We start from the raw sequence: 17,201 nt of genomic DNA, 5'->3' as shown, positions 1-17,201 counted from the left end.
CTTTGCGGCTCAGCCGCCGTTGACGTTCAGCTTGCGGACACCCTTCCGGTAGATGAGCCAGACGACCAGTGCCAGCACGGCCGCCCACGCCCACTGGACCGCCAGCATCGGAGCGAGGTGGATTTCCTCCCAGCGGACGGCGGTTTTGGCCGGAAAATACAGGACCGCCTGAAACGGCAGCCAGCGGCATACCTGCTGCAGCGCTTCGGGAAACAGTTCGAGCGGCATCAACATGCCGCCGATCGTAAACAGCAGCTTATGGTACACGAACTCCAGTCCCCGCGTCTCCTCGACCCAGAACGCGCACAGCGACAGCGCCATATTGAGCATAAAGTTGACGGTCATCGCACCGAAGCTCATGATGAAAAATCCGATCCAGCCCCAGCCGAACGACGGAGGACCGAAAAAGGCGAAGCCGAGCGCGAGGCCGACGGCGAGGTTCACCAGCAGCCGGACCGTTACTTCGCTTACATAAGCCATATAATGGTAGCCGATATAGCTGAACGGCCGTGTCAGCTTATAGCCAACATCGCCGCTCTTCACTTCTTCCTCTACGCGGGTGCACAGGCTGGGAAACGCCATCGTCAGCGCTTCGGCGAATAAAATGTACCAAATGATCTGCTCGAAGCTGTAGCCCGCGATCAGCTGCGACCCTTCCCCGCGGTACGTCGTCTGCCACAATTGAATGAAGATGTACATGATGATAATCAGGAAAATCGAGCGGATTAAAAAATCGAGCACGTAAGCAAAATGATTCCGCAGGCTGATCCGCCCGATCGCACCGTATTTCAACAGCTTCGGGCTCAAATTCATACGCTTCCCTCCCGCTCGTAAATATGCGTAATGATGCTCTCCATAGGAGGATCTTCGATCGTGATGTCCGACACTCGGTATGCCGCGACGAGGCGGGAAAGCACTTCCTGGGCGGCGATAGCCGACGTATCGACGGAAAGCGCTAGCTCCCGGTCCGTTTGCGTCAGCACTTCTACGCCGTCGTGCCGGAACGGCGGACCCGGTTCCAGCAGCTTGAGCCGGATTGTCTTGCCCGTCAGCAGGTCCCGTTTCATCGCCTCGACCGTATCGTCGAAAATCATCTGCCCGTGGTTGATGACAACCGCCCGCCGGCACAGCTGCTCGATATCTCCCGCGTCGTGAGAGGTCAGGAACACGGTCGTCCCTTCCTCCCGGTTCATAAACCGGATAAGCTCGCGTATGCTTTGCTTCACCACCACGTCCAGCCCGATCGTCGGCTCGTCAAGGAACAGGATCTGCGGCCGGTGCAGCATCGCCGCCGCAATCTCGCAGCGCATCCGCTCGCCGAGCGACAGCTTCCGCACCGGAGTATGCAAATACGGCTCCAGCTCGAAGCGGCGGACGAGATCGTCCCGCCGGGCGAGATAGTCGCTGCGCTTCAATTCGTAAATGCGACTCATCAGCTCGAACGAGTCGGCGGGCGGAAGGTGGTACCAAAGCTGCGATTTCTGCCCGAAGACGGAGCCGATCCGGTAAGCCAGCTTGCTGCGCTCCTTCCACGGACAGCAGCCGAGCACCTCCGCGTGTCCGCCAGACGGATGCAGAATGCCGGTCAGCATTTTGATCGTCGTCGATTTGCCGGCGCCGTTCGGTCCGAGAAACGCCAGCGTCTCCCCCTGCGGGACAGTCAGATCGATGCCTTGCACCGCCGTCTTCTCGCTGTACTGCGGGCGCAGCAGCGATCGTACCCCGGCCTTGAAGCCTTCCTCCTTCCGTTTCACGGCGAACCGTTTCGTCAGCCCTTCGGCCCGTATCGCGTTCATGTTCCTCCTTCTCCTTTCCTCTGCTAAAGCAGAAAAGACCCCATGCCGTTTCGCCTTGTCGGCGGAACTTGCACGAGGTCTTTTATCCCTACGGTGTAGCGCGGCTCTATCGGTGGCGCGCCGGCTCCGCTTGGTTCGCCCGGCCGTTTGGCCGTCGGATCCCTAGAAGCCCTTCCACGTTAATTGTTATATACTACCACGCGATGTAAGGACTGACAAGATGAAATTGTTCGAAAAAACGGCGGCTTCCGTTCCCTGTTGATGCCTGATAATAAAGTTGTTTAAAAAACGTCATTCAACTATCGTACCTGTTAGCAATGATTTATGATACGGTTTCACTGTAATGAATCTAAGCACAAAGTACAGTTTGACTACAAAATATACATCAGTATATAAATACAAAGCCACTCCTGACATTGTAGTAGTTTCTTTAGGTACATTCACTTCTTATCTAAAAATCGTGTGGGTCAGCCCATTCAAAGTCATCAATTGAAAGCCCTTCTCTACCTTGCAGCGTTAAGTAAAAATGCTTGACAGCATCTTCAAGTGCTTCTTCGATTGTTGAGCCATTACCTCCAATCCAACCTGGAGTACCATCTAACACGCTTATGACTGCAACATTTACTTGTCCAAAAAATGTACCTGTTTTGGAGTTTTCCTTTACTTTTACCTTCACTTTTGCAAAAGGAAGTGAAGGATGAACCCAAACATCAAATTCTGCAACAATCTTTTCTATGTATGAAATCCCTTCATGTTTCACGTCTTTCCAACTCATATCCATCACCTTAGTGGTTAGAATCTATGTTAAGTAATGTTTCTATTGAAATAATCATAAGGAAGTCCACTTTTGTCATGCTCTGGTTCATTTGGTTCAAACCAATCTTTATTTTTATTGTCCGTTTCAATCCTTAAACAAGTTCCGAAGGGACATCCTCAACTACCTTCGTCAAGCCAAAAAAAAGCAATATTTCTCTGGACATTTATTTTCAATCGCGTTTTCCATATTTCCCCTTGAAGAAAACCATGTATTCATCGTATGCTTCTTGAATTTTCTTTCTACATATCTTTTCCCACAGATTCTTTAACTCTTCAGTTTTATGTGTATCATAATCAGATGGCTCCATATCACCACCAAATCCAATCAAAGCGTTTCCATCTGGAACCACACCTTCATGCCCCGAATAAGCAATTTCATATGGTGCATCTGTATATGCCATAAAAGCACATTTATTCTCCATGCAATGGTATCCTAATCTCCTCGCTCCTCGTTTACAAAAGTTTGGAACAGGCTTATTTTCCTCTTGTTGTTCTCCAAGCCCGTATAGACAATGAACTTCTAAAATCATATGAGTATATGGCATATCTGACTTGTCGCCCTTTCAGAATATAGTCCTCTTCATTAACTTTAGCTTTGTTCATTTGCCTTGTTCCAAATTTGGTTTGCTACAGATAAGCATCTCTCATACTTAAACGATTCACCAAAACTCAGTGAAAATATCTCTTGTATACTTCTAGCTAATTCTTCTAATGTATTCACTTGTTGAAGGGATTCTGTAACCTTTTCAATTTCTGAATCAAATTCATTATCGGGTGCATGTGGTAATAACCCATAAGGATTCCATTCATGAATTACTTGCCTAACAAGATTCTTCATTCTCATACATCAAAATTAATCATTCCACCAGCAATTGTACCACATATCGGAATATGCAAGTTATGTATTGCTTGAAAGAACGACTTTGTGCTACTTGTGGTACGATTCTCCGTACCACCTATTAGTTGTATGATCATCCCACAGTATCTTTTTTCCAAGTCTCTCGCTAATTTCACGCAAGGGTAAATAGGTAGTTTCTTGATATAAAAATTGTCAGATCCTACTCGTTCTCCGTTAATCTTAACACTAATATTAACAATACATTAATTTGCCCCCAAACTAATGTTTTTCATGGCATACCTCCAACTTTATATCAAAAAGTTTTTATTCCATTTTTTGTAGCAACTTGGAGTTCATGTTCCTCTGACTTCTTTATACTATAGCAAAGACCCCGTGCTCTGGCAGAACTTGCACGAGGTCTTGTATCCCTTGATGTAGCGCGGTCATATCGGCATGCCGCCGCTTTACTCCTTCGGATCGACGATGCTGCCGAGGAACAGCAAGCTGCCGGTCTCCGTACTCTGAATCGCCATCAAAAACGGCCGGTCGACGATCATCTCGAACGGCTTGGCCACCGGAGCGGGCGCAGAGGTTCCTACAACTCCTATGGAGGTGACCGCCGCGGCTTCCGTACCCTGCTCGTTCATCTCCACGAACGTCTTATGCTTCACTTCGCTGATCAAGACCGTTTTCGGCGATAACCCGGAAAAGTCCGCCTTGGCCGGGTCGAACGCCGCAGGCATACCCATCGCTATCAGCGAATCGTTTAACTCGTATCCCAGCTCCAGCTTCAGCCTCGGCAACTTCAAAGTCCCGCTCGCGGAAGGAAACGGTTTGTTCCAAAATGCCTCATCCGCCCACAGCTTCTGCTGAACCTGATCCAATCCGGCCTTTTCGGAGGGCAGGACGACGACCATTGCCAGCTTGCCGTCCGCGTAAGGCAGCCGGACCGCTTGATAATCCGGCTCCTGTACATATTCGAGCCGCCCGGTCAGTGCCATCAGGTTCACAGGCTTCGTCTGTCCCGCCGCCGCATGGAACGTACCGGGCTTTGTGTCCCGCTCCGGAAACGGATGCTGCCACTGCGCTTTGAAATAGACGGCATTCAGCAGGTACATGACCGTTTCCTGCGAGATCGGACCCTGCACGATGCTGTCGATTTTGCCGTTCGTTCGCTTGCCGACCCATTGATTGATTTTGCGAACGGTACTCTCCTGCGCAAAATCGAGTGTATCCGTCTCCGCGCCGTAGAAGTCACGGTTTCGCTGCAGGAAGCCTTCGTGAAACGGCACGCCCTTTCTGGCCCAGATCGAATTCGCGACGGAGAGCTGCGTTTCCTTGCCCGAATGCTCCAGCAAATCGCGAAGCACCTGATGCCCCCGGTTCCATTCGTCAACGGACAAGCCTTGGCCCTGCAGCGTTTTCCCGATCTGCTCGCGCGTCGCCCCGCCTGCTCCGTGGTAAACCATCGACAGCGCCATCGATACGCTGAACGGCGAAACGAACACGTTGCTGCCGGGATTTTGTTCCGCAATTGTACGGTGCAGCTTCAAGCCGAACGCATTGTCGGCCCGCACGATCCGCGCATCCAAGTCCGCCGGCGTATGCTTTCTGAGGCTGACGTCGCCCCCGGCATTGGTGGCGGTACAAGCCGAGCATAACAGCGCGGCCGCCAGCAGCAACAGCATTGTTTTTTTCATGGTGACTCCGGATTTCGGCATCTCTCCATCCTCCTCTGTCATGATATGGAAATGGACGTCGCCGGCCATCCAGAGGTTGCAGCCGCGCTGAAAATGGCAAGAGCTTAGATCACGTAATCAAGCACTTGCTCGTATGGAAAATACGACTTCCCGGCAGGCGCCGGAGCATACAGATGGAAGGCTACCGCGCGCTGCGGGCCGGAATTGCGAAGCTGGTGAATTTGTTTTTTCGGCGCGTAATAATAGCTTCCTTCCTCAATTTCGACCTCCCCGGACAAGCAGGGGTATCCGTAGCCGTCCAACCGGAACATTCGGTTCGTAAGCGTGCCTTCGAGCAGCCGCGCGCATCCGACGGATACGCCATGATCGTGAATGTACGTTTCGGTTCCGGGAGGGAGATGGATCAGCACCGCTTCGGCGGCATCGGTCCGGTACAGACATGTTCTTCCGTAAGGCAAGTCCGCAGGCTCCGCAATGTAGGGCGACAAGGCTTCAAGCGACAAATCCATGCCTCTCATAATCGCCTGAAGCTGCTTGGGCGAGGTTCTGCGCAAAGGCAGCGCGTTCAGAATCCGTTCGATGGTTTTGATCCGGTTCATGGGATTCCTCCGTTCATAACATTTTTTTACTGCTTTAATAAGTTCACCTTATAATCCAATATATTCCTCCTTTAACCAAAAAGTGACCTTTTCGCAAAAAGCGGCGACGGTTTCTCCCTTTCCCTTAAGAATGTTTTAAGGTTTTAAATCGTTAGTCGTTAAGATTTGCCGGCTATACTAGGTGACAGTCAAGTTTAGGAAAGGGGAGTGGCCCGCATGCCGTTTGTCAAGGTTATCCCGGCGTGATATGCTTTTTTTGTCGTCGGCGCCGCCCGAAAAGCACGCCGACCCCACTCCGCAACAACCGAGATTTTTTGGAATGAAAAGGAGGTCGGCCCCGTGGCGCAGCCTACAATATTGCTCGTCGACGACGAGAAAGAGATTATCGATTTGCTCGAAATTTATTTAAAAAACGAAGGCTACCGTCTGCTGCGCGCAGGCAATGGCATCGAAGCGTTAAGCGTGCTGCAAAAGGAAGACGTCGATCTGATCGTGCTCGACATCATGATGCCGAAGATGGACGGCATCGAAGCCTGTCTGAAAATACGAGAGCAGAAGCATATGCCGATCATCATGCTGTCCGCCAAAAGCCAGGACATGGATAAAATTCTCGGCCTGAGCACCGGCGCCGACGATTACGTGAGCAAGCCGTTCAATCCGCTTGAGCTGGTCGCCCGGATCAAGTCGCAGCTGCGCCGCTACACCCGGCTCAATGTTCAGCGGCCGAATAAGGAACACGAGCTGGAGATCGACGAGCTCACGATCAATACCGCGACGCATGAGGTCAAGCTGGACGGCCGGGACATTAAGCTGACGCCGCGAGAATTTGCCATCCTAGAGCTGCTGGCCCGCCACCGCGGTACGGTTTGGAGCATCGAGAAAATTTACGAGGCCGTATGGAAGGAAGCATATTTCGATTCAGACAATACCGTGATGGTTCATATCCGGAAAATTCGCGAGAAAATCGAGGAAAATCCGCGGAAACCGAAGTTTATTAAAACGGTTTGGGGAGTGGGATATAAAGTTGAGTAAAAAAGAAAAGATCAAACCGCCGCGCAAGCCCATGCTTGACCGCTTCCCGTTCACCTGGTTTCCCTTTAATCTGCTGAGGGGCATGATCCTGTTCCTTCAAGATCTGTACAAAATGGCGCGCAACCACGTGAAGCGCAGCATCCGGCTGCAGTTGATGCTGACCTTTGCCTTCTGTTTCGGCGTGTCGCTGGCATTCTACGGCATCAGCTCGGCTCTGTTCGGCGCCGTCAACCAGAACACGGTCATCGATTACAGCCAAGGGATGGAAAGCATCGATCGCGAAGCCCGCTCGCTCGCGGACCGGTTCCTTACACCTTCACGACATAGCGGCAGCGGAAACGGGACAAGCGACGAATCTCCCGAAGATGATTCGAACGAAGCGGGCCGGAGCGAATCCGGACAACCGCAAGCGGCCGTGCCGCAAGGGACGCCGACGCCCAATCCCGGCACAGCCGTTCCTGTTCCCGGCGTAAACGGCCAAGAGCCCGGCGGCGTGCCCGGAGTCCCGGCAGCCAATCCGCAGGTTTCGCCGCAGCCGAGTCAGCCGAATCAGCTCAATAACCGGCAAGGAGAGAGCAAGCAGGGGGAGGCCGTGCAGCGCAAAAATTTTGAGAATACGGTCAAACGACTCGTTACCTACAACAAGCTCAAAATTGTCATTACGGATCTGGAAGGCAAAGTCGTCTTCCGCAGCGAAAATGCGCCGGAAACGTACGTCGACGTTCACAGCGTCATCCGCAACGCCATGGAAACGCGCAACTTCGAATCCGACTCGCGGGCGGAATTTTCCAGCTTTTACCCTGTGACGTATAACAATCAGAAGTCCTACTTAATCGTCAGCGGCATCCCTCAGCCGAACATCAGTTACCATAAGGGCGAGAATCCGCTTTCCATCTTGGCTTCGCTCGCGGTCTTTATCTTTCTGTTCTACTTTTTAACACAGCGGAAAATGAGATATATCGAGGAGCTTGCGAGCGGGCTTCGGATTATCGCTACAGGCAATCTTGACCATCGGGTCATCGAGCGTTCCCAGGACGAGCTCGGATCGCTGGCGCGGGACATGAACTTTATGGTGACGGATCTGCAACGCAGAATCGAAGAGGAACGGCGCGCCGAACAGCTCAAGAACGAGCTGATTACGAACGTCTCGCACGATTTGCGCACGCCGCTGACGCTCATCATGGGGTATTTGCGGCTGCTGCACGACAAAAATTTCGAAACGCCCGAGCAAGCCGACGGATATGTCAGCATCGCTTATAGCAAATCGGAGAAGCTGAAAGGGCTGATCGACGATCTGTTCGAATTTACGAAGCTCTCCAACCATGACGTTCCGCTGCACAAGAAGGGCGTCGTGATCAACGAAGTTCTGGAGCAGCTGCTGGAGGAATACGTGACCCTCAGCGAGGAGCAGCAGCTCACGCTGATCCGCAGTCTTCCGCAGGAGCGGCTGCCGGTGCGCATCGACGTGGACAAAATGATCCGCGTATTCGAAAACCTGCTCGGCAACGCGATCAAGTACAGCCCTAAGCCCGGCGTCATCACCTTCGGCATGATCCGCGAACGCGAGCACGTGATCATCCGGATCTCCAACAAAGCGGACGCTTTGACCCGCGACGAGTTGGAGCAGTTGTTCGACCGGTTCTACCGCGTGGATAAAGCCCGGACGTCCGATACCGGAGGCTCGGGACTCGGTCTTGCGATCGCAAGAAGCATCGTCGAATCGCACGAAGGCAGCATTTGGGCCGAGTCGGAGAACGGCGAAATTCATTTTTACGTGAAGCTGAAGCTGGCATCTTAGGATGCCGTAGGCTGTTGAGAAAGTGGTCACTTGTGTAATAGAGGTGTACGAGGGGGTGGGGTATCTACTTCCGGCCGCTCTTGTCTGCAGGAAATCTTAATTGATACCGCTTAGCAGCGGGTATTTCCCGCAGACAAAGGCGAACGCTACCGCTCCTCCAGTAGATACCCCACCTCCGTTTCTGTATTTCGGTCAAAAACCTCTTTCTCAACTGCCTGAAGCTGGCATCTTAGGATGCCGGCTTTTTGGTTATTAGGGCACAGGCGGATAAAGCGACACGTTCGCCTTGGAGAGCAATGCGCGGTATAATGAAGCGGACAACGCAGCAACGAGCGGACCCGTGCGGCACGCATCGAAAGAATGGAGAATCGGATCATGAGACATGGATTTTTGCTGGATTTGGACGGGACGCTGTACCATGGGGACCGTCCGATCCCTTATGCGGCGGATTTTATCCGCTGGCTGCGGGAGAAAGGGCACCCGTTCTTATATGTGACCAACAATTCGTCGAGAACCCCGGAGCAGGTTGCGGCGCACCTCATCAAGACCGGAATTGAAGCCAGGCCGGAGGAAGTGCTCACGTCCTCGCAAGCGGCCGTGATGTATTTGCGGGAAACCGGCGCCGGGAACGGACGCGTGCTGTGTATCGGCGAGGAGGGGTTGAGAGCGGCCCTGAAGGACGGCGGCTTCGAGCCGATCGCGGAGGACGCTCCGGAGGAAACGGTCACTGCGGTCGTGCAAGGCATCGATCGTGCGTTCCATTACGGCAAGCTGCTTGCGGCCGTCCGCCACATCCGCGGCGGAGCCCCGTACATCCTGACGAATCCCGATCACCTGCTGCCGTGGAACGGCGAGCTGACGCCGGGAGCGGGCTCCATCGCGGCTTCGATCGAACGGGCAAGCGAAACGCCGCCCGTTGTGATCGGGAAGCCTTCGTCGATCATTATGCGCTACGCCGTCGCCAAGCTGGGACTAGCCCCTTCGGAGATTTGGACGGTCGGGGACAACTTGAACACCGATATCCGCGGCGGAGCCGACGCAGGCTGCCGGACGGCGCTTGTGCTAACCGGACTGGCCAACGCCTCGAATGTGGACGAGCAGATAGCCCGATCGGGCGTGCGTCCCGAGCGGATCTGCACGCATCTGATAGAGCTGGCGGAAAGCCTCGGCTAATCGATGCCGTGCCGCTTCCGGATTTCGCCGATCCGGCGAATGTGGACGTTCGCGTGGCCGGCCATCATTTTCATCAGGCGGCCGGCCGTCTCCTCCCTGCCGGAGGCGATAACGCTGCGTGCCAGCGCTCCCGGCGTATGCTCGCATACACTGAGCACGTGCTCGCGCAGCAGCCGAAACAGCGCGACCTCGGCGCGGACCGGCCGCGAAGCGTAACGCATGCCTGCGGCCCACGCGTCCTGCGAGAAGCCGTTGCCGTTGTAGGCGCGTCCGCGCTCCGGCCCGGCCAAAGCGAACTTGAGCTTGTGCAGCGCCGCAAGCTCCAGATCCACCACATGGAGCACCTGCTCGCGGATGCTCCATGTGCCGGGCGCCCGGGCCAGATCGAGCCCGGCGGCCTCGCCAAGCCCCGCCAGCGCGGCCTCCAGCCGGTCCGGCCCCGCTGCGAACAAAGCGAGTGTTTCCTCGTCGCTCGGAAACAGCTCCTGCCAGTACGCCGCGCGATAGCCCTCCGGCGTCGTAATCGTGACGGTCCGCCAGCAGCCCGGCTCCGTCTCGTCCAACCAGCGCCCGCCGGCCTCCGCGGCGCGCTGCTGGAGCCGCTCCAGCGCCTCGCCGGGCGGCGCTGGCACATAAAACCGGCCGCCGGGCGACAGCTCCCGGCATGCCGGAGCCTGCAGGCGGCGGAGCGCTTCCGCCGCCGTGCCTTCCGCGGCGAGCAGCGCTGCATCGCCGCCGGGCTGACGCAGTAGCGCGTAGCCCGCTGCTGCGCACAGCTCCAGGCGCTCCCAGCCGAGCGTCTGCTCGTAAAAGCGCAGCGCCGCCGTCACCTCCGGCACGCGCAGCAGAAGGTTCGCTTGACCCACGCTAGTCTCCATTCGCCTTCCCCCTTTGCAGAAACTGAAGCTGAGTCAGCCCTATTTTACCATAGAGCATAGCGGTCCAGCGAAACGTCGGAAACGAACAAACACCGCCCTTTGCGAAAGAGCGGTGTTTGGCATTGGCAGAGACTATTTTATTTCCGTTCGTATCAACCGGCGACCACGGTTTTGGACCCGCCGTTGCGCGAAGACACGTCGTAGTTTTCGAGCTCTTCGTCCGCTTCGTTGTTGAACGCCTCACGGTTGAATTCTTTCTCCGTTACGGCGACGACAAGGGAGCTGACGGTCGTACCCGTTGCGTTGATGGCGGTCCGGGCCATATCGAGAATCGCGTCGATGCCAAGCACCATCGCCATCCCTTCGATCGGAAGACCGACGCTGGCCAGCACGACCGTCGTCGAGATCGAAGCCGGTCCGGGCACCCCGGCCACGCCGATGGAAGCGATCATCGCCGAGCCGACGATGAGCAGGTAATGCGTGATCGTCAGATCGATGCCGAATACTTTGGCGACAAAGATCGCGACAATTGCCGGATACAAACCGCCGCAACCGTTCATGTTGATCGTAGCGCCCAGCGGAGCGACGAAGCTGGCGATCCGGTCGGATACTTTAAGCCGCTTCGTGATAACCTCCAGGTTAACCGGCAGCGTCGCATAGCTGCTCCGCGTCGTAAAAGCGACGGCCAGCACGGGATAAATCTTTTTCAGGAAGCGGATCGGATTGACCCGCGCCACGAACGTGACCAGAAAGCCGTAAGTCAGAACGAAGTGCAGCAAGCAAGCGATGTAAACGGCAATGACCACTTTGCCCATCGGCAGCAGCGAAGCGAGGCCGTATTTTGCAGCCATCGCCGCCATCAGTCCGAACACGCCGTAAGGCGTCAGGCGGATGATCAGCTTCGTCACGCGGAACATCACGACGGCGAACGATTGAATCACTTCTTTGATCGGCCGGACCGATTCCGGCTTGCGGTTGCCTTCGATCGTAATGGCGACCGCGACGAACATGGCGAATACGATCACCGGCACGACCTTGCCGGTAGCCATCTCGTTCACCGGGTTTGCCGGTACGAGATCCATAAATACTTTCAGGAACGACGGAATTTCTCTGGCGGCGAATTTGACATCCTGCACGTAAGGAATGCCAGCGCCCGGATCGATGATCACCGCAACGACGACACCGATGGCCGCCGCGATACCGGTCGTGATCAGGAACAATGCGATCGTTTTCGTTCCGACCTTTCGAAGCATATTCGGATCGGATACGGACGTAATGCTCGAAATAATCGTTGCGATGACAAGCGGCATAACGATCATTTTGATCAGGTTGACGTAGATGGAACCGATCGTTCCGAGATCTGTCGCCTCTTTACCGAACGCCGCCCCGACGACTACGCCGAGCACCATGGCGATTAATACACGCGTCCCGAAACCCACCTTTTTCTTGGCCGCGAAAAATAGCAACAGCAGGACTACGACAGCCACAGCCCAACTGGCAATGTATAGGGAATTCACAATCATGCGCCTCCTTGAGAGTATATCCTAATAATCCCTACTCGTTTACTAGGTATTCTATGCCCATTTTCGGCGGCTGTCAATAAGTATTTTATTGCTAAATTATTTATTTCGCGGGCCATCCGGAGGCATAAACCTGCTATTCTCTTAAGGCGTCCCTTAATTTCGTCGATTCGTACCGCCGGTCCGCCGACTGGGCGAGCGCTTTGCGCAGCCGCTTGTTTTCGCCCGCCAGCCTCTCGATCTCTCCGATCAGCTCCAGAGCGAAGGCTTGAGCCGCCTCGCCGGATTCCCGGCTAACGGAGGCCGCCCTTTCTTTATATTCGTTTAACCGCTCTTCTATGCTTCTCATCCGGTTCATCCTTTCCCAAAAGCAAAATTTATCGCAACGAGCTCGGCCACAGGACGAGCGAAGCGCGGTCGGCCTCCGCTCCGAGCTGCCGCAGCATACCGGCAGCAGGCGTGTCCAGCACCGGCTCCCCGTTCCACGTATCGATGACCACTTTGCGGACGCCCGGCTTCTTCAAAACCGATTGCAGCACGGCCCGAAGCATCTGCAGCCGCTCTTCCTCCGGCAGCCATTCCTCTTCCGGCACGCCGGCCAGCGCGTGTAGCGTGTGCATGCGCCTGCCGTTATTTTCGCACCACAACACCCAGCGGCCGCCGCGGAAGACGAGATCGTTACCCGGCTTGCGGGCAAAAGCGACACCCGGCGCGGCCGGCCATCTCACCGTCAATCCGAACGGATTGGCGGGATCGGCGGCCGGAAGCAGCACCGTTTCGCCGCCTCCCGCTTCCCAGACCGCCTCCCGGAGACGCCCTACCGTCTCCGGCGCGGAAAACTGCATCGCCGCAATATCTCGGACCCAGAAGCCGCGGGTCAGCATCCCCCACAGCTCCAACTGCTTCAACGAGCCGTACACGTCGTCCCAGGACCACGGCAGCAGCGTACCGGCGAGGTCCCGCGTAAGCAGCGCGCTGCCGTCCAGCGTTTGCTTCACCCAAGCGCCGAGCGAGTCGCCTCCGCCCGGCTGCTCCTCCGCCAGCGTCTCCAGCGCATACCAGCGGCCAAGGCCGGATTGGAATTTGGCGGCAGTTTTGGAAGTAGACTTCCTGCCGCTTCCATTCATCCGCAGCGGCGCAAACTGGTCGTTGGAGACGAGCCCCTCCCAAGCCAGTTCGATCAAATCCGCCGTCAGCTCCGACGGGACGCTTCCCGTTTCGCGGCTGAGCGCCGACAGGAAGCTAGCGCCCTTGCGCCGGAGCAGCGCCAGCAGCGGCTCGTGCTTCGAGACCGCTCCCCGCTTGAGCAGGGGGGCGTAAAGCTCCTTCGCTTCCGCCAGAAAGAAGGCGACCCGGCCTTCCTTCTCTCCCGCTTCCTTACGCCCGATCCAGATCACCTCGCCCGCCGCGCACAGCCGGTCGAGCGTTTCTTTGCGGTAATCGGTCAAGCGCAAAGGAAACACCGACGCCTCCCATTCCGGCAGCGGCAAAAACCAGCCTTGCAGCTTGCCGATCGCGTCCAGGAGCCCCTCTTCCCCGCTGAGGCGGCTGCCGGGCAAGATATGCTGCGCGGCCATCAAGAACCGGCAGTACCGGACCGGATCGACCGGCTCGGCCTGCTCGCGCAGCGCCCGTTCGGCTCTGCGGATCCGGCGCTCCGCCGTTTCGCGGCTCACCCACGTCCGCGGTCCGGCTTCGCTTCCGCCAAAGGCCGGTTCGATCGTCCCATCCGCGGCCCACTGCCCTACAAGGTCGTCGATAAGCGGCAAAGCCGCGCCGTACCGGGCGGCAAGCTCTTCCGCCGTAAACGACACGCGGTGCTCCATATAACGGGTCAGCACAAACCGAGCGGCCAACGGATCGTCCGGAAACCGCGCATACGTATCCGCTTCGTCGGAACAGATCCAGCGCTCTTCTCCGCCGATTTCGATCAGACGCACTTTTCCTTCCTCTTCCAATCGGCGGAGCAGCTTGCCGATCTCTTCCGCTCGCGGCACGCCCGCAGGTTCTGCCGAACTCGGGCCGCTCCCGTCCTCCGCCTGCAGCTGCGCCTCGTCAGCGCCGCTATCGGCGGCTAGCCTCGACATCTCCGCAGCAGTCCGGTCGCCTCGCTGCTTCAGGAGGCGCAGCAGCGTCTCCGGCTGCTCCAGCTCCAGCGGGGCGGAAGCCGGCCACGGCTCCTCCTCCGCAGCGCCCCGGTCCGGCTGCCCCGCGGCCAGCACCGGGCTCTCGCCGAACAGCCGCCCGGCTTGCGCCCGCTCCAAGCCGAGCAGCTGCAGTTGAATATCTTTGCCGACGGCGTCGGACTCGTAAATTTGGGCGCCCATGAACTCGGTCAGAAACGCCGCGGCCAGCGGCGAAGGAAACAGGCTCTCGCGCACGTTCACCTCGAGCGCTCCGGCCTCAATCTGCTCCAGCGCCTCCCGCACCCGCGGCATGTCCAGCTCCTCCTGCAGGCAAATGCGCATCGCCTCGCCGAGAAAAGGAAAGCGCTCGGCGTACGGCAGCGATTCCCGCAGCAGCTCCTCGCTGCGCAGCCGCTTCTTCCACGCCGGGGTGCGCGTAAAGCTTCGCGACAGCAGCAGCGACGTCTCGGCCAGACGGCGAAACGCCGACCCGAACTGCGGCGAAGACGGAACCGCTTCGCGCAGCAGCGCTTCGAGCCGGACGGACGTCACGCCGCGAAGCATCGCCACGAAGCTTGCGGCCATTCCCTCGTCGGCGCCGGACAAGACGAAATGAATGCCGTTGTCCTTGGCATTCGCGAACAGCCGCACGGGGAAACGCTCCTCCCCATGCTGCCGAAGCGCCAGTAGCCACGTTCGGTTGAACGTCCGGCCGAATGTGCTGTGCACGATGGCATGCCACTGCTTCAGCTCGTCGCGGAACCGCTCGATGACGATGCGGCGGTGCGTCGGCACCGCCGACACGGCCTTCTGCGACCGAACCAGCGCAATCAGCTCGCCCGCGGCTCCGGCGTCCAGCCCATAATCCCGGATCAGCCAGTCCAGCGTGCCATGCGGCTCCTCCCGTTCCAGCCCGCGCTCCAGCTCGTCCATGAACCGCCCGATGTCCTGCGACATCTCATACGTGCGCCCCTGCCCTTCGCCCCGCCAAAATGGAATCTCGCTGAACCGGTTGCCCGCTTCGACGACGTACACCCGGTCGTTTTTGATCGATTGAATTTTCCAAGACGACGTTCCGAGCTGGAACACGTCGCCGACCCGGCTTTCGTGAATATACTCCTCGTCCAGCTCGCCGATGTGCACGCGACTGTCCGCATGATGCACCGGGTACGCGCTGCTCTGGGGAATCGTGCCGGCCCCCATAATGGCGGCCATGGCCGTTACCCCGCGGCGGGACAGTACGCCTGTGTCGCGGTCCCAGTCCAGGAGAGGACGAACGAACGGGTAGTAACCGGACAACACCTGCAGCACGTCCAATAGCCTCTGACGCGGAAAATCCCGGTACCCATAGCTGCCAGCCAGCACGCGAGCCAGCTCGTCGATCGTCCAATCGCCTCCCGCTACGATCGCCGCGATTTGCTGGCACAAGATGTCCAGCGACTGCACCGGGATGCGGATTTCCTCGATATCGCGCTCCAGCACGCGGCGGGCCAGCACCGCGCATTCCGGCAGTTGGCCGCGGCTGCGCGCCAAAATGACCCCCCGGCTGACCCCGCCGACGCTGTGACCGGCCCGGCCGATGCGCTGAATTCCCGCGGCTGCGCTCTTCGGCGAATCGATCTGTACGACCAGATCGATGTGGCCGACGTCGATACCCAGCTCCAGCGAAGACGTTGCCACGAGGCAGCGAAGCTCGCCCGCCTTGAGCGCGCGCTCCACCTCAAGCCGCTGCTCCCGGGAGACGCTGCCGTGATGCGAGCGGGCCATTTCGTAGCCGACATGGTCGTTCAGCCGCAGCGTCAGCCGCTCGCAAAGCCTCCGGTTGTTGGCGAAGATCAGCACGGACCGGCTTCCTTCCATGAGCTTCACGAGGCGTTCGGTGACCGGCCCCCAGACGGCTTCCTGCTTGTCCTGCGTAATGAACGTTTGCTCCGGCATCGTGACCGCAAGCTGAAGCGCCTTGTGCATCCGGCTCTCCACAATGTTCACCGGACGAGGCCGCATGGGGGCGTCCGCAATCGTACCATTACCGGCTTCTACGAATATACCCACTACAGTATCGTCCAATCCGGCTTGAGCTTCATCCGACCCGCTCCCTTCCGCCATGGCCTCGCCGTTCGCTTCCCCCGTCTCCGCAGGCTCCCAGCCTCCGAGAAAACGGGCGACCCGCTCAATCGGCTTTTGCGTCGCCGACACGCCAATGCGCTGTGGGGAACGTCCGCACCAGGCGACGAGACGCTCCAGCGTCACCGACAAATGCAGCCCTCTGGCTCCCTCGGCCAGATCATGAATCTCGTCTACAATCACATGGCGAATGGTCCGCAGCATGTCTCTGCCTTTCAGAGACGTCAGCAAAATATACAATGACTCGGGTGTCGTCACGAGCACGTCCGGCGGCTGCCGCAGCATCGACGCACGGGTGCTCTGCGTCGTATCGCCCGTACGGACGCCGACGGTCAGTCCCGGCCACGGCAGGCCGGTCTCCGCCGCGGTCCGCTCCAATTGATCGATAAAGCCGACAACATGATGGTGAATATCGTTGTTCAGCGCCTTGAGCGGCGTGACATACAGCAGCTTTACTCCCCGGACCGGTCCGTCCGCCGCCTTGCCGGTCACAATCCGGTCCAAGCAGGGCAGCAGCGCCGCAAGCGTCTTGCCCGATCCCGTCGGCGCGGCAATCAAGGTATGAGCGCCCGATCCGATCGACTCCCACGCCCGCAGCTGCACCTCCGTCGGCTCCCCGAACGTCTGCCCGAACCAGGCGGCCAGCAGCGGATGAAACCCGATTGGCGACTCCGCATCCATGTTCGTTTCCCCTTCTTCCCCTAAGTTTCTTCCCAAATGTACGTTCGATATCGGTATCATACCAAAAAACAAGCGCCGGCACATCCAAGCGAAATTCCGTCTTCCCCGCCGTCCGGGCCG

General features: G+C 57.5%; 14 protein-coding genes and 1 pseudogene. 3 read left to right on the top strand and 12 right to left on the bottom strand.

The window, feature by feature from the left end; translation table 11 throughout:
- Nucleotides 1-9: 9 nt before the first annotated feature.
- The 8 genes and pseudogenes from NI000_RS33970 to NI000_RS33940 form a co-directional block, all read right to left on the bottom strand.
- Entirely contained in the window at nucleotides 10-813 is an 804-nt protein-coding gene (locus NI000_RS33970) for an ABC transporter permease (RefSeq protein WP_253415760.1), read from the bottom strand.
- Nucleotides 810-1,796 (bottom strand): ABC transporter ATP-binding protein, encoded by a 987-nt coding sequence (locus NI000_RS33965; RefSeq protein WP_253415759.1) that lies wholly within the window; start codon nucleotides 1,794-1,796, stop codon nucleotides 810-812. Before NI000_RS33965 ends, NI000_RS33970 begins: the two co-directional genes overlap by 4 nt.
- A gap of 451 nt (nucleotides 1,797-2,247) precedes the next feature.
- Nucleotides 2,248-2,571 (bottom strand): hypothetical protein, encoded by a 324-nt coding sequence (locus NI000_RS33960; RefSeq protein WP_253415758.1) that lies wholly within the window; start codon nucleotides 2,569-2,571, stop codon nucleotides 2,248-2,250.
- A gap of 211 nt (nucleotides 2,572-2,782) precedes the next feature.
- Nucleotides 2,783-3,034, bottom strand: a complete 252-nt coding sequence (locus NI000_RS33955; protein WP_253415757.1) for a hypothetical protein — start codon at nucleotides 3,032-3,034, stop codon at nucleotides 2,783-2,785.
- Nucleotides 3,035-3,201: 167 nt separating this feature from the next.
- Nucleotides 3,202-3,456, bottom strand: coding sequence for a DUF1871 family protein (locus NI000_RS33950; RefSeq protein WP_253415756.1), 255 nt, complete (start codon nucleotides 3,454-3,456; stop codon nucleotides 3,202-3,204).
- Nucleotides 3,457-3,540: 84 nt separating this feature from the next.
- Nucleotides 3,541-3,648, bottom strand: a pseudogene (locus NI000_RS37260) (hypothetical protein); the annotation flags it as partial.
- 266 nt (nucleotides 3,649-3,914) lie between these two features.
- Nucleotides 3,915-5,171: a serpin family protein gene (locus NI000_RS33945; RefSeq protein WP_253415754.1), complete on the bottom strand. Its 1,257-nt coding sequence runs from the start codon at nucleotides 5,169-5,171 to the stop codon at nucleotides 3,915-3,917.
- 83 nt (nucleotides 5,172-5,254) lie between these two features.
- Nucleotides 5,255-5,749 carry a cysteine dioxygenase gene (locus NI000_RS33940; RefSeq protein WP_253415752.1) on the bottom strand — a complete coding sequence of 165 codons (495 nt, stop codon included), beginning with the start codon at nucleotides 5,747-5,749 and terminating at the stop codon, nucleotides 5,255-5,257.
- Between the two features lie 339 nt (nucleotides 5,750-6,088).
- On the opposite strand from NI000_RS33940, the gene NI000_RS33935 reads away from it, so the two are divergent.
- The 3 genes from NI000_RS33935 (at nucleotide 6,089) to NI000_RS33925 (ending at nucleotide 9,752) form a co-directional block, all read left to right on the top strand.
- The gene (locus NI000_RS33935; RefSeq protein WP_253415751.1) at nucleotides 6,089-6,781 is read left to right on the top strand and encodes a response regulator transcription factor; all 693 of its coding nucleotides are present in this window, start codon (nucleotides 6,089-6,091) and stop codon (nucleotides 6,779-6,781) included.
- On the top strand, nucleotides 6,774-8,579 hold the full coding sequence (locus NI000_RS33930) for a sensor histidine kinase (protein WP_253415750.1): 1,806 nt from the start codon (nucleotides 6,774-6,776) through the stop codon (nucleotides 8,577-8,579). The genes NI000_RS33935 and NI000_RS33930 overlap by 8 nt, the downstream gene beginning before the upstream one ends.
- Before the next feature lie 375 nt (nucleotides 8,580-8,954).
- Nucleotides 8,955-9,752: an HAD-IIA family hydrolase gene (locus NI000_RS33925; RefSeq protein WP_253415749.1), complete on the top strand. Its 798-nt coding sequence runs from the start codon at nucleotides 8,955-8,957 to the stop codon at nucleotides 9,750-9,752.
- Here the strand turns inward: NI000_RS33925 and NI000_RS33920 are convergent.
- The 4 genes from NI000_RS33920 to NI000_RS33905 all read right to left on the bottom strand — a co-directional run bounded on the left by NI000_RS33920 (nucleotide 9,749) and on the right by NI000_RS33905 (nucleotide 17,081).
- Nucleotides 9,749-10,630: a DinB family protein gene (locus tag NI000_RS33920; RefSeq protein ID WP_253415747.1), complete on the bottom strand. Its 882-nt coding sequence runs from the start codon at nucleotides 10,628-10,630 to the stop codon at nucleotides 9,749-9,751. The two genes, NI000_RS33925 and NI000_RS33920, sit on opposite strands and share 4 nt — an antisense overlap.
- Before the next feature lie 152 nt (nucleotides 10,631-10,782).
- A complete protein-coding gene (locus tag NI000_RS33915) occupies nucleotides 10,783-12,153 on the bottom strand; it encodes a dicarboxylate/amino acid:cation symporter (protein WP_253415746.1) in 1,371 nt (456 codons plus the stop codon).
- Nucleotides 12,154-12,286: 133 nt separating this feature from the next.
- Nucleotides 12,287-12,499, bottom strand: a complete 213-nt coding sequence (locus NI000_RS33910; protein ID WP_253415744.1) for a hypothetical protein — start codon at nucleotides 12,497-12,499, stop codon at nucleotides 12,287-12,289.
- Between the two features lie 28 nt (nucleotides 12,500-12,527).
- Nucleotides 12,528-17,081 (bottom strand): DEAD/DEAH box helicase, encoded by a 4,554-nt coding sequence (locus NI000_RS33905; protein WP_253415797.1) that lies wholly within the window; start codon nucleotides 17,079-17,081, stop codon nucleotides 12,528-12,530.
- Between the last annotated feature and the right edge of the window lie 120 nt (nucleotides 17,082-17,201).

The organism is Paenibacillus tyrphae, assembly GCF_024158745.1.
Lineage (GTDB): Bacteria > Bacillota > Bacilli > Paenibacillales > NBRC-103111 > Paenibacillus_G > Paenibacillus_G tyrfis_A.
The sequence above is the reverse complement of the archived record's forward strand: the minus strand, read 5'-3'. Positions and strand labels throughout refer to the sequence as shown.